Origin of the sequence: Paraburkholderia strydomiana, assembly GCF_046030495.1 — a bacterium.
GTDB lineage: Bacteria > Pseudomonadota > Gammaproteobacteria > Burkholderiales > Burkholderiaceae > Paraburkholderia > Paraburkholderia strydomiana_A.
Genome location: NZ_JAQQCJ010000024.1, coordinates 16,174 through 29,659, shown reverse-complemented (window position 1 = coordinate 29,659; position 13,486 = coordinate 16,174). Strand labels below are relative to the sequence as shown.

11 protein-coding genes are annotated in these 13,486 nt (G+C 64.3%); 5 read left to right on the top strand and 6 right to left on the bottom strand.

The genetic code is table 11. The features are described 5' to 3' along the window. The first annotated feature begins 148 nt into the window (after positions 1 to 148). Positions 149 to 376 carry a hypothetical protein gene (locus tag PQQ53_RS26680; RefSeq protein ID WP_408149029.1) on the top strand — a complete coding sequence of 76 codons (228 nt, stop codon included), beginning with the start codon at positions 149 to 151 and terminating at the stop codon, positions 374 to 376. Between the two features lie 30 nt (positions 377 to 406). After that, positions 407 to 1,216, top strand: a complete 810-nt coding sequence (locus PQQ53_RS26675) for an exodeoxyribonuclease III (RefSeq protein WP_408149031.1) — start codon at positions 407 to 409, stop codon at positions 1,214 to 1,216. A 217-nt stretch (positions 1,217 to 1,433) separates the two neighbouring features. Here PQQ53_RS26675 and PQQ53_RS26670 read toward each other — a convergent pair whose 3' ends face one another. From PQQ53_RS26670 to PQQ53_RS26660, 3 genes are all read right to left on the bottom strand, one after another. Next, positions 1,434 to 1,709, bottom strand: coding sequence for a CsbD family protein (locus PQQ53_RS26670; protein WP_408149032.1), 276 nt, complete (start codon positions 1,707 to 1,709; stop codon positions 1,434 to 1,436). 171 nt (positions 1,710 to 1,880) lie between these two features. Beyond that, positions 1,881 to 2,564 (bottom strand): Pr6Pr family membrane protein, encoded by a 684-nt coding sequence (locus tag PQQ53_RS26665; RefSeq protein ID WP_408149034.1) that lies wholly within the window; start codon positions 2,562 to 2,564, stop codon positions 1,881 to 1,883. A 130-nt stretch (positions 2,565 to 2,694) separates the two neighbouring features. Then, positions 2,695 to 4,782, bottom strand: coding sequence for a putative bifunctional diguanylate cyclase/phosphodiesterase (locus PQQ53_RS26660; RefSeq protein WP_408327353.1), 2,088 nt, complete (start codon positions 4,780 to 4,782; stop codon positions 2,695 to 2,697). 445 nt (positions 4,783 to 5,227) lie between these two features. Here PQQ53_RS26660 and PQQ53_RS26655 point away from each other — a divergent pair, with 445 nt between their 5' ends. Both PQQ53_RS26655 and PQQ53_RS26650 read left to right on the top strand, forming a co-directional pair. Next, on the top strand, positions 5,228 to 7,489 hold the full coding sequence (locus tag PQQ53_RS26655) for a two-partner secretion domain-containing protein (RefSeq protein ID WP_408327350.1): 2,262 nt from the start codon (positions 5,228 to 5,230) through the stop codon (positions 7,487 to 7,489). Positions 7,490 to 7,559: 70 nt separating this feature from the next. Further along, entirely contained in the window at positions 7,560 to 9,281 is a 1,722-nt protein-coding gene (locus tag PQQ53_RS26650) for a ShlB/FhaC/HecB family hemolysin secretion/activation protein (RefSeq protein WP_408327439.1), read from the top strand. A gap of 232 nt (positions 9,282 to 9,513) precedes the next feature. Here the strand turns inward: PQQ53_RS26650 and PQQ53_RS26645 are convergent, their stop codons facing one another. The 3 genes from PQQ53_RS26645 to motA are packed head-to-tail and all read right to left on the bottom strand — an operon-like array spanning position 9,514 to position 11,591. After that, positions 9,514 to 9,702: an extensin family protein gene (locus PQQ53_RS26645; protein WP_408327436.1), complete on the bottom strand. Its 189-nt coding sequence runs from the start codon at positions 9,700 to 9,702 to the stop codon at positions 9,514 to 9,516. Between the two features lie 12 nt (positions 9,703 to 9,714). Next, positions 9,715 to 10,707: a flagellar motor protein MotB gene (motB, locus tag PQQ53_RS26640; RefSeq protein ID WP_408149038.1), complete on the bottom strand. Its 993-nt coding sequence runs from the start codon at positions 10,705 to 10,707 to the stop codon at positions 9,715 to 9,717. Between the two features lie 14 nt (positions 10,708 to 10,721). Next, positions 10,722 to 11,591, bottom strand: a complete 870-nt coding sequence (motA, locus tag PQQ53_RS26635; protein WP_408149040.1) for a flagellar motor stator protein MotA — start codon at positions 11,589 to 11,591, stop codon at positions 10,722 to 10,724. Positions 11,592 to 12,043: 452 nt separating this feature from the next. Between motA and PQQ53_RS26630 the strand changes: the two genes are divergently transcribed. Next, positions 12,044 to 13,456, top strand: coding sequence for a DUF2252 domain-containing protein (locus tag PQQ53_RS26630; protein WP_408327347.1), 1,413 nt, complete (start codon positions 12,044 to 12,046; stop codon positions 13,454 to 13,456). Positions 13,457 to 13,486: the final 30 nt, after the last annotated feature.

Here is a 13,486-nt window from a genome sequence, read left to right as displayed (position 1 = left end):
TTAATTCGATCAGAGCAACTATTGTGCGTGTTGGCTGCAACAGGTTGCGTGGGACCGGAGTAAGTGCGTTGCATGGGACCGGAGTAAGTGCTGAAGCACTAACTCCGGTCGACAGCTAAAGCGCTAACTCCGGTCGACAGGAGAGTCCATGCAGTTCGACTACAGGCATTTCCACATCGATTGCCGCGCACGCCATGCGGAAGACGGCGTCTACTACGCGAGAGCGAAAATCACGCACGTGCCGCGAAAAAACGAGCATGTGAAGTCGCACGATTCCGGCGACATCGATTCCTTCGCCAACGAAGCCGATGCCATTGCATGCGCGAGGTCGTGGGCGATCGAGTGGTGCGACGTCGCGGCAGAACGGAGCGCGTGACAGGAAGAACAGACCCAGGGAGAACACACCGTGGCGAAGCTTCGAATTGCGACGTTCAACATCAACGGTATCCGTTCGCGTTTGCCCGCACTGCTGCAATGGCTGGAGCGTGAAGCGCCGGACATCGTGTGTCTGCAGGAACTCAAGGCGGTCGACAGCGCGTTTCCTGTCGAGCAATTGCGCGACGCGGGCTACGGTGCCATCTGGCAAGGACAGAGCGCATGGAACGGCGTGGCGATTCTGTCGAAAGGCGATGCACCGCTCGAGAACCGCCGCGGTCTGCCCGGCTTCGAGGTCGATACGCACAGCCGTTATCTGGAGGCGGCGGCCGGCGGCGTACTGGTGGCTTGCCTGTATCTGCCGAATGGCAATCCGCAACCGGGCCCCAAGTTCGACTACAAGCTCGCGTGGTTCGATCATTTCATCACGCATGCTGCCAAGCTGTTCAAGAGCGGCCATCCGGTGGTGCTGGCGGGCGACTTCAACGTCGTGCCCACCGACGAGGACATCTATAACCCCCGTTCATGGCTCAAGGACGCGCTCTTGCAACCGGAGAGCCGCGAACGTTATCGGCGGCTGCTGGCGCAAGGCTGGACCGACGCGCTACGCACGCACTTCGGCGACGAACGGGTCTACACGTTCTGGGATTATTTTCGCCGCCACTGGGAGACGAACTCGGGCTTGCGAATCGACCATCTATTGTTGAGTGCTGAGCTCGCACCGCGTTTGCGCGACGCGGGCGTCGACCGCTGGGTGCGCGGCGAACCGCACGCGAGCGATCACGCACCGACGTGGGTGGAACTGGAGATGGGTAGCGGGCGCAAGAAGAAGGGCGGGTAGTGACGAGCGGCGAGTGAATCAGAGGCCAGTCGGAACGAGGCACCACGGAACCAGCCGCGAGACAACGCACGCGACTCCCAGAAGCGACTCACAGATGCGCAGCAAAGGGGCGATCCAGAAGAAACGCCTCTGGATCCGAAAGAATCGCCTCCACACGGATCGGGCGATCTCCGTCCAGGCAGATCGCCCGTCACTCCGGTCTAACCGTGCTTATCGACTACCGGCGATAGTCGCGATTCGCCGGGCCATGCGACCAGATCGCACCGGCGACAAATCCCGCGAGCGCGACCACCGCAATGGTGGTAAAGGGGCTTTCGGCCGTCGTGTCGCGCACCAGACTCGTCGTGCTCGCGCAAAGTTGCTGCGCCTTGCCGCTGAGTTCCTTAGCCTTGCCGGCCACTTGCGTACCGGTATCGCCGAGTACTTCGCCGACCGCGCCCTGAACCTTACCCGCGACTTCCTTCACTGCGCCTTCCGCTGAATTGGTGTCCATACGAATGTGCTCCCGTTGTCATATTTACGTGCGAGCGCGCTGCAATTGCAACGCCGTCACACACAAGGGTCGCGCAGGCCGCCCCGCGCCGGAGGCCGCTTACGTCCAGCAAACAGCGCGCAAAAAGCGCGCCCGCACCGCAAACAGATTGAGGGCAGTGGAAATGAGGCGTCAGCGTCGCCGCCGGGAATTGATGCCGACGAACACCGCCATCAACATCAGAAAGCCGCCGAACAGCAGCGCGGAGTTGACCACCACGTGCCGGATGCCGAGTTCATCGACGTTGATGAAAGGGTAGGGATAAAAGTCCGACAGACTGCCGCGCCAGAACGTGACGCCCAGATACGTCAGTGGATAGATCAGCCACAACAGACAGTGGCGCCACCGCAAATGAAAACGCGGCACGAACAGCACCCAGTAGAGCGCGCAGAGCATCGGCAGCACACTGTGCAGCGATTCGGTGAGCAGCCGTCTGAGCGGCGCAGGCGACCACCAGCCGCGCAACAGCAGGTTGTACGCGATCCCGACGAAAACCATGTACACGACCACCGCCGTCACGACGGTGGGCTGCCGGAAAAACCGCACGAGCGGCGAACGGTGCTTACGCAGCGCCACGCAGGTGAAGCAGATCGCGCACGCGAGCACAGTCAGATTCGTGAGATAGCTGCTCATGCGAGCGAGGCCGTCGAACACGGTCAGCCCGCGGGCGAGCGTGCGATCGATCGTGACATTGGCTTGCGCGAAGAGGGCGACCCAGCTGATCGCGGCGATCACCGCGGCCAACGTCACCGACGAAACGCTTGGCGTATGCAGCGGAAGCTCGGGCTCCCGCTGCTGATGAGGGAAAGGGCGCATGCGTGCGATTTTATACGCGCTTTGCAGCAGTGTTGAAGAACCTGCCCGGCGCGGCCGCATCGCGCGCAGCCACGCTAAAAGATACCAGGTAAAAATTGGCCGCTTGCTGCGCGGCCAGGCCCCGCGCGCCTCATACGGCGGGCGCAGCGCAGACGTTGCCGGCGGCGACGATCCGGTCCGCCGAACCACGCAGGAAGGCCAGAAACTCCGAGGCCGGCAACGGCCGGCTCAACAGGAAGCCCTGCACCTGATCGCAGGCCAGCTCGCTGAGCGCGTGGAATTGCGACTCCGTCTCGACACCTTCCGCGACGACCTCGATCCGCAGCGCGCGCGCGAGCGCCACGACAGCCGACAGCAACGCGCCGCCGCGCTCGCCGCCCGCGTCGAGGTCGCGCATGAACGAGCCGTCGATCTTGATCTGGTCGAATCTGAAGCGCTGCAGATAGCCGAGGCTCGAATAGCCGGTGCCAAAATCGTCGACGGCGACGGTATAGCCGTGCGACTGCAACGTTTCGATCGTGCGGCTTGCCTTCTCGACGTTCTGCATGGCCGCCGTTTCCGTGATCTCGAACATCAGGCGGCACGGATCGACGCCGGCCGCGCCAAGCAGCGCGTCGATGCGTGCCACCAGGTCCGGCACGTTGAACTGGATCGGCGAGAGATTCACCGCGACGGAAATCGCGGGCAGCCCTTGCGCGTCCCATAGCACGATGTTGCGGCAAACCTCGCGCAGTACCCAGTCGCCAATGTCGACGATCAGGCCGGAGCGTTCCGCGAGCGGGATGAATTCGAGCGGAGCAATCTCGCCGAGTTCGGGATGACGCCAGCGGATCAGCGCTTCGACGCCGGTCACCGATTGCGACGCCACGCGGAACTTCGGCTGGAACGACACGCTGAGTTCACCATCGCTCAACGCCCGGCGCAGGTCGCGCTGCAGGATCAGCGACTTGAGCGCGGTCTGGTTCATGTGCGGCTCGAACACGCAGAACGTGTTGCGCCCGCTTTGCTTGGCGGCATACATCGCGGCGTCCGCGCAATGCAGCAGTTCGTCGGCATTGCCGCCGTCACGGGGATGGAAGGCGATGCCGATGCTCGCGCTCACGCGCAGCGGCAACCCGTCGACAACGATCTCCTCGCTCAGGCGCCGCAGCACGCCGGCGGCGCTCGCCTCGGCGCACGACGCCTCGGCCACGATCACGAATTCGTCCCCGCCGAGCCGCGCGACCATGTCCGTCTGACGCAAGTCCTGACTCAATCGCTCGGCGCACACCTGCAACAGATCGTCGCCGACGGCGTGGCCGAGCGAGTCGTTGATCGCCTTGAAGCCGTCGAGATCGATGAAGAGCACGGCGAACGACGTTTCACGGCGCGCGCATTCGGCGACCGCCCGTGCGATGTGCAGCGAAAGCTGCTGACGGTTCGGCAGATTCGTCAGCGCGTCGTGCGTACCGAGATAGTGCAGTTGCCGGTTCGCGCGCTTCAGCGACACGGTCAGGCTGCCCGTATGGAAGCCGAGAAAGGCGAGCGTGCCGACCAGCACGATGAACGACGTCGCGCTGACGATCAGCGCGAGCCAGTTGGCGTCGAGCTTATCGCCGGACAGGCAAAGGCTGCCGGCGGCGAAGTTGGCCGCGCTCATGCCGACATAGTGCATGCCGGTGATCGCCATCGCCATGATGAAGGCCGCACCGAGCCGCTTGACCACGCGGTTTTGCACGCCCGAGCTGCGCAGTGTGAAGGCGAGCCAGAGCGCGGCGATGGACGCGGCAATCGCCACGCCCACCGAGAGCGCAACTCGCCACAGCGTGTAGTCGATGGTCGGCGACATCTGCATTGCCTGCATGCCGGTGAAGTGCATGGCGGCCACGCCGACGCCCATGATTGTTCCGGCGGCGCACAGGCGGCGCCGGGACAGCGCACCTCGGCTCGCGGTGGCCAGCGCGATCAGCGACACGCCGATTGCGAGAATCAGCGACGCGGTGGTGATGACAAGGTCGTAGCCGATCGCCACCGGCAGCGTGAAGGCGAGCATGCCGATGAAGTGCATCGACCAGATGCCGAGGCCCATCGACAATGCGCCGCCGGCGAGCCAGGGCGGCCGCCGTTTCGCGCTGGCGAGCGCATTCAGGCCGGCGGACAGTTCCACGGCCGTATAGGACGCGAGAAATGCCACCACCAGCGACAGCCAGACCAGCAGCGGGTTATAGATCCCAGTCATCGGCCCTCTCTCTCTCTCGTTCGTAGCAGTCTCTTGCGACTGCTTTTCTTGCAGCGCGCCGGATCAGCGCGGGCGGCATGCTCTCTGCCCTTCTATCGACAATCCCGCGGACAACTTTATGCTTGCTGCGATATGGCGGACTGGCGTCGACATCGGCTCTGGAAATGCTGCGCTGCGTTGCGCGAATCACGACGCCCGCCATCGCAGAACGGCTGCGGGCTTTCCCGAGGGTCAGCAAGGAGGCCGGCGCATGTCCTATTCCGCAGATGTTTAGGCCGAAAACGTCGGTGCTGGATCCGCACGACAGGCTGCAATGCCCGGATTCGTCGTAGATAATCCCGTGGACGTGCGGCGGTTGGACTAACGCGACCGGGAAGCTGAAACTCCCGCCCTTTGCACGTCCAGCGCGGCAAGCGACACGATCCACAGGCGACAAGGAGACGTGATGAACCATGTTTCGCCGGTATCACATGCTGGACCTGTATGTGGACCTTTACGTCGCCGCAACGCGCTCGCCGCGTTGCTCCCCGTTGTTGCCGCCGTCCTGTGCTGCGTCACACCACAGCCTGCGCGAGCGGCCGGCGCGCTGCCGGCCGGCGGGCACTTCGCCGGCGGAACCGGATCGATCGGCGCAAGCGGCGCCACCTTGACGATCAACCAGACTTCCAGCCGCGGCGTGATCGACTGGGACAGCTTTTCGATCGGCGGCAAAAACCATGTCGTATTCGCCAACGGCGGGGGCGCCACGCTCAATCGCGTGACGGGCGGCTCGCCGTCGGCGATTCTCGGCACGCTCACCGCAAGCGGCAGTGTCTACCTGATCAACCCGCAAGGCGTTCTGGTCGGACCGAAGGGCGTGATTTCCACCCACGGACGCTTTGTCGCCTCGACGCTCGACGTGGACAGCGCGGCCTTCATGAACGGCGGCCCGCTGATGTTCTCCGGCGACGCCGATGCGGGCATCGTCAATCTCGGCACGATTGCGTCCAGCGGCGGCGACGTTTTTCTCATCGCGCGCAGCGAGGTGATCAACAGCGGCACCATCAGCGCGCCCAACGGCACGGCCGAACTGGCCGTCGCGCAGCAGGTGCTGCTGCAGGATTCCTCGTCGGGCAAGCAGGTGTTCGTGCAGGCGGGCACGGGCGGCACGCTGCAGAACAACGGCGTGATTCGGGCCGCTCAGGTCAACCTGCAGGCGATGGACGGCAACATCTACGCGCTCGCCGGCAATCACGAAGCCATTCGTGCGACCGGCACCGCCACGCGCGACGGCCACGTCTGGCTGGTTGGCGGTCATGGCGAGGTACGGCCCGGCGGCTTCATCGAGGCGGCCGGCGGCACCGTCGACATGAGTGCGGACACCGTCACCTTCCCCGCCGGCGGCACGTCGGTGAAGGCAGGTCAATGGAACATATCGACAGCGGGCTTCACGGTCGACGACAGCGCGGCTCGCGCCCTTTCCAGGAGCCTCGCCAAAGGTACGTCAGTCGAGCTGCAAACGACGGGCGCAAACGGCAATAGCGGCGAGCTCAACGTGAATTCGGGGATCACCTGGCACGGAGGCGCATCGCTCACGCTCGCCGCGTATCGCACGCTGACGGTCGGCCAGGACGCGACCATCGGCAATCGGGGCAGCGGCAACCTGACCTTGCGAGCGGATGCGGCGAGCCTCGATAACGGCGGCGCAGTCGTCAACCACGGCGTCATCGACTGGTCGCGCAGCACCGGGATCGTCAATGCGCTTTACGACATGAACGGCACCTACAACGCGGGCACGGTGCTTGCCAATCCGGCGTGGACCCGCGCGCCGGGCAGCGGCCAGATCACGCAGATCACCGCGTACAAGTTGATCAACAACGTCACCGACCTGGAAAACATTGCGCAGGACCTCGCGGGCCACTACGCGCTCGGCAAGGACGTGGACGCCGCGGGCGTCACGCTCGCGCCGATCGGCAACCACACGACGCCGTTCACGGGCCAGTTCGACGGCATGTGGCATAGCGTGCTCAACGCCAATGTCCAGATCGCCGATTTCAGTCACGACTACTCGGCTGGATTATTCGGTGTGGTCGGACAGGCAGGCGTGCTGCGCGACGTGGGTGTGGAGAGCGGTTCGGTCGGAACCAGCTTTCTCGGCAGCGGCATCCTGGCCGGCCTCAACGAAGGCCTGATCACGGCGGCGCACACCACGGGCGTGGCGTCGGAACCGACTCAGGAAGGCACCACGTTCGGCGGGCTGGCGGGACGCAACGAGGGCGTTGTCGAACGCTCGTGGAGCAGTGCTTCCGTATCGGGCTCTGACGCGAACGGCGGGCTCGTAGGCTACAACCTGGGTTCGATCACGCAGTCGTATGCGACCGGAAGCGTCAGTCCGACCTATTCGACGGGATTCGGCGGCGGGCTGGTTGGCATCAACGATGGGACGATCAGCCAGTCGTTCGCCACCGGCGCGGTTCAGACGCGGCTGATGCCGACGCACGGCGTGATCGCGTTCGGTTCCGGCACCCTCGCGCCGGACGTCCACTGGAACACGGAAACGACGGGCCAGGCCTTGAGCGGCGGAACATTGCCGCCGTCGAACGGGTTCACCACCGCGCAGATGAGCGCCCCCGCCAGCTTTGCCGGTTACGACATGGGTCCGAACGGCGTATGGGCGATGCCGGCTGGCTCGACCCACCCCGTGCTGCGCTGGCAGCTTGCGCACTAGCCCGTTCGGGTCGTCGAGAGCCGAACCGGCGGGCGTATCGCGACGCGTGTTCGAGCCTCTGCATCTCACGCTGGTCGCGCTAGGCGTCGCGCTCGCCGTTCAGTGCGCGCCGGCGTCGGCGCAGGCGTGGCGGGATCTCGCGCCGCAGCCGACCCCGCCGACGCCGCGCAGCGCGCCGCCCGAGCAGACTCCGGAAGCCGGCGCGCAGTCCGCGCAGATCGCCGTCAGCCGGCTCGAAGGACTGGTCTTCGAGCCCGCGGGAACAGATTCGGCCGCGCAGTCGCTTGCGCCGCAACGCATCGCGGCCACCGGTCTGCCGGTACTCGACGCCTCATTTCTCAGCACCTTCGACGCGGATCTCGACAAGCCGCTGAGCTTCGCGCGTCTTGCCGAGATCCGCCGCGCGGTGGTCGAGCACTATCGCGCGGCGGGCAAGCCGCTCGTGGATGTCTACGTGCCCGAGCAGGACGTGAGCTCGGGCATCGTGCATATCGCCGTCGCCGAATTCCGGCTCGGTCAGGTTCGCGCTCGCGGCAACCGCTACTTTTCCGATGCGCTGCTAGAGCGCGAGATGCCGCTCGAACCCGGCGGGGCGATCCTCCAATCGGCGGTGTCGTCGGGGCTTGCCGTGCTCAACGCGAACCCGTATCGGCGCGTGGACGCGGTCTTTACACCCGGCGATGCGGCGAACTCGACCGACGTCATCCTGCAAACCGAAGATCGCCTGCCGCTGCGCGTGAACGCGGGCTACGACAATGCCGGCGTGCCCGATCTCGGCCGCGATCGCTTCTTCGCGGGCATCGGCTACGGCAACCTGTTCGGACTCGATCAGCAGATCGCGTATCAATTCACCGCCAGCAACGATTTCTTCAGCGGCAATCCGGACATCGAAGGGCGCCCGAACCGCGCGCGCTTCATGGCGCATGCGCTGAACTACGTCGCGCCGCTGCCGTGGGGCGACAGCATCGAACTGTTCGGGGTCTACGCGCAAAGCACGCCGCGCTTGCCCGACAGTTATGGACAGACCGGCATCTCCGCGCAGATGAGCGCGCGCTACGATTGGCGTCTGCCGGGCACGACCGATACGGCGCAGCAGATCCAGTTCGGTTACGACTTCAAGCGCAGCAACAACGATCTGGAATTCGGCGGCTTCCAGGTGTTCAACTCGAACACCCACATCCATCAGTTCCTGCTGACTTACGACATCAGCAAGCCGACCGACGCGGGAAACGCGCACGCGTCGGCGACACTCGTCGGCAGTCCGGGCGGATTGGCGAGCGAGAACGACGACGCCGCCTTCAACGCCGCGCGGCAAGGCGCAACCGCGCGCTACATGTATCTGCAACTGGCGGCGCTGCGCACGTTCGCGCTCGGCGCCGGTTTCACGTTGAGCGCAAGCGGCGCGTTCCAGTGGACGCCGAACACTTTGTTGCCCAGCGAGGAGATGGGCCTCGGCGGAGAGTCCAGCGTGCGTGGGTACACGCCGTACGTCGCGCTCGGCGATCGCGGCTGGAACATACAGACCGAATTGCGCGCGCCCGGACTGCCGTTCGGCACGAGCAGCGCGATCATTCAGGCTTTCGTCTTTTTCGATGCCGGGCACGTGTGGAATCGCATCGATCAGCCGGCGGAAACCAGTAGCGGCACGCTCTCCAGCGTCGGCGCGGGCGTGCGTTTCCAGTGGTCGCGATTCGTCGACTTTCGCTGCACGTACGGGGTACCGCTGCGCGCGCCGACGCCGGGTGGATCGAAAGCGCCGATGGTGCTGCTGTATGTTTCGATCGGCAGCTGATCAGCCAGGCGGCGGCGCGGAGCGCGTGCGCGCGGTCCGGCTTCGCTCACGCTCGCGGCCTACCACAATGTCTCCATCGCGACCGGCGCGACGATCGCTAATCTGGGCGTGGGCAACCTGAGCTTGCGCGCGAACGCTTCGAGACCTCAGTTCGAGCGGCGTGTGGGCGATGCCGGCGCGCGCGCCGCATTCTGTTTTGCGCTGGCAGCTTGCGCACTGAATCACAGGTGTCTTATGTCTCGACGAAGGGCTTGAAGCGACACTGCGCCACCGAAGCTCGCGCCATATCGAGGTGGAAGTGCGTTCGATGCAACGCGTTGCAGTCCGGACCGGGCACTGCATGGAACACAGCGCATGCGCCGTCATGAGAGCGTCGCACGAAGCTGCCGGCGCGGGTATCACCGCACCAGTCGTGCGCAATGCCCTTCGCAACTCAAGGCGTGCCACGCGAGCCGCTCACCGGCCGCAAGCGTCCGACGACGTCAGGAATGGCGGAACTCGCCGGCGAGGTTTCGTCGATCGTGGTTCGCCCTCCATCGTGGAAGAACGCCAGCTCCGCCGCCTTGTTCAACACGAGAATGCTGATGCGCCGATTGGTCGGCTCGTCGGCGACATGGCTGTTGAGCGGCAAGACGTCGGCGAGCCCGCGCACCTGCAGCAGCTTCTCGCCGTGCATGCCGCCCGCCACCAGCGCGCGGCGCGCGGCGTTCGCGCGTTCGGACGACAACTCCCAGTTCGAATAGCCTTCCGGCCCCGCCGTGTACGGTACTGCGTCCGTATGGCCCGCAATCGAAATGCGGTTGTCGACGTCGTTCAGCGCGGCGCCGATCTGCGTGAGGATCGTCACTGCGTAGGGCTGCAGCTTCGGGCTGCCGGAGGCGAACATCGGCCGGTTCTGTGAATCGACGATCTCGATGCGCAGCCCTTCGTTCGTGATCGAAATGCGGATCTGATCCTTGAATGCCTTCAACGCCGGGCTCTGCTCGATCAGCGCGGTGAGCTTCGCCTTCAACTGCTGCAAGCGGGCCGCGTCGGCAGGCGGCGTCACGCTCGGCGTAGCGGCGGACGGCGGGGTCGGCTCGGTCTGGCTCTTTCTGCCCTCGGCGGGGCGCGTATCGGCGATGTCGCGGCCGCCGCCTTGCACCACGCTCGGCCGCGCCGCCGCCGCGCCCTCGTTGCCGCCGAGCAGGCTCGACAGCGGCGTGTTGAAGTAGTCCTCGATGCCCTGCTTGTCGTACTTCGACGTTGAGCCGAGCAACCACATCAGCAGGAAGAACGCCATCATCGCGGTGACGAAATCGGCGTATGCGATCTTCCATGCTCCACCGTGATGCCCACCATGATCGTTGCCCTTTTTCGAGCGGCGCACGATCACCGGCGCAGGCGTCTCGACCTGCTGCAACGCGCGCGATCTTCTTTCGCTCATCGTGTCGCTCCGCGTCAGGCCGACTTCGGCATCTTGGTGGCGCGGACTGCGTCGTCGAGTTCCTGGAAGCTCGGGCGGTCGGCGGTGAACAGCACCTTGCGGCCGAATTCGACGGCGATCGGCGGCGCGTAACCGGACAGCGATGCGAGCAGCACGGCTTTCACGCATTGGTACGGCTTGGCTTCGGCGCGGCCCTTCGCGTTGAGCAGATCCGCCACCGGACCAATGAAGCCATACGCGAGCAGGATGCCGAGGAAGGTGCCGACCAGCGCGCCGGCGATCATCTCGCCGAGTACGGCGGGCGGCGCACCCACGGAGCCCATCGTGTGAACGACACCCATCACCGCGGCGACGATGCCGAACGCGGGCAGGCCGTCGGCCATTTTCTGGATCGCGTTGGCCGCGACCGAGGCTTCCGCATGATGCGTGGCCAGTTCCTCGTCCATGAGGTCCTGCACTTCCAGTACGTTGACGTTGCCGCCCGACATCATGCGCAGATAGTCGACGATGAAATCGAGCAGATGGTGGTCGTTCAGCACGTGCGAATACTTCTGGAAGATCACGCTTTCCTCGGGTGTGGCGACGTCGGTTTCGAGCGCCATCATCCCTTCCTTGCGCGCCTTCTGCAGCAGTTCATAAAGCAGGGCGATCAGTTCGAGATATTTTTCTTTAGTGTAGCCGCCACCCTTGAAGCACGAAGGAATCGCCTTGAGGGTTTTCTTCAGCGTAGAAGTCGGATTGCTCACGACGAACGCGCCGATTGCCGCGCCGAAAATACACAGTAGTTCGAACGGTTGAACGAGCGCCGGCAAATGGCCCCCCACGCCGATAAAGCTACCGATTACGGAAGCGATGACCACCACCCAGCCGATTGCGACAAACATACTCTCTCCGTTTCTCTCGCGCGACGCACGTCCGTTCAGAACAGGCCCTAATTCAAGGGCTTTTTTCACGCGTCATAAAAGTTCTGTATGGATGGGTAAACGGCTGGATTCGCTATAGCTGAAGTGTGTCGGGCAAGGAAAAAATGGAAATTCACCAAATGGTTAGTTTGAAACGTACGCTCCGGTAATTTTGCCCGCTGCTTGCATGAGAAATTGGCCACGACGTCGGTGGCAACCCGAAGTGAGCGACCGTCATGGTCGAATAGAGCGAGGCAACATTTTTACCGATTGCCTGTCGCAGGCCGCTATGATCGCGGTTCGAAGCCCGAAGGTGATTTCCCGCGAAGGGCTCCGTTCGACGATGCCTCGCGCGCCTGATGATTTGCTTTGTCGTGCCAGTAAAAGCAGTCTTTGCAACCGCCGGTCAAGACTCGCCCAAAACGGAGAAGCGCATGAAAGCCAGCACCATCGCTGAACGGGAGGCCCGTGGCCGTGCCGCCCGTGAGCATTCGAAACGTTCGAGCCATCGCACGGTAGGCGAACTGCATCGCAACCCGATCGACCTGCTGAAGCAAAGCAGCGAAGGCCGGGTCGCGAGTCTCGTGCCGCTGCGCCATGGGCGCATGGCTGCATCGCCCTTTGCGTTTTTTCGCGGCGCGGCGCTGCTGCAGGCGCACGATCTCAGCAAGGTTCACGACAGTGGCCTGACCATGCCGATCTGCGGCGACGGCCATCTGATGAATTTCGGCGGCTTCGCCACACCCGAGCGGCAACTCGTGTTCGACCTGAACGACTTCGACGAAGCGTCGGTCGGTCCGTTCGAATGGGACCTGAAACGGCTGAGCGCGAGCCTCGTGGTGGCCGCGCGTCATATGCGGCTGAGCCGCGGCACCGCCGAGAACCTCGTGATGACCGCCGTGCGCGAGTATCGCGAGCGCATGGCGCAGTACGCGCAATTGGGTGCGCTCGAACTCTGGTACGACCGCATCACGTTCGACCGCATGGCGGAAACCACGCTGTCACCCGAGCGGCGGCGCAGCGTGCGGCGCGGCATGGAAAAGGCGGCCGCGCGAACCCACGAAAGCGCGCTCGAAAAAATGGCTTTGCACGAAGGCGATCACTGGACGATTCGCGACGCACCGCCGGCGTTCTTTCACGTGCACGGCACGAACACGCTATTCACACCGGAAGAGACCGAGATGTACGGAGGTGCCCACTGGCGCAAGCTGCTCGAACGCATGTGGGGCGAGTACCTGCAGACGATGCCGCACGACCGGCGTGAATTGCTGGATCATTTCTCCGTGCAGGACATCGTGTTCAGGGTAATGGGCGTGGGCGGCGTCGGTACGCGTTGCCTCGCGCTGCTGCTGGTCGATCACATGGGAAAGCCGCTGTTCCTGCAAATGAAGGAAGCGCGGCCGTCGGTGATCGCGCGGTTTCACACGTCGCGACCGCTCGCGCACGAGGGCGAGCGTGTCGTGCAGGGGCAGCGCATGTTGCAGGCGACGAGCGACATCTTTCTAGGCTGGGCCGCAAGCCCGCTCGGCCGGCATTTCTACTTTCGCCAACTGCGCGACATGAAGCTGTCGGCGAATCTCGAACTGTTCGATAACGACTTGCTGGAGGGCTATGCGCGACTATGCGGCTGGATCATGGCGCGCGCGCATGCGAAGGCGAGCGGCCAGGCGATCGAGGTGAGCGCGTATATCGGCCGAGGCGATCAGTTCGCGGAAGCGCTGACCGGGTATGCGACGAGCTACGCGGACCAGGTGGAACGCGACTACGGCGTGTTTCTGAAGGCGTGCCGCAGCGGTGAACTGGAGGTGCGTACGGATGAGGATATGGCGGCGGATTTTGGGCGATGACGGGAGTGGGGCGGATGCGGTCGCCCACAA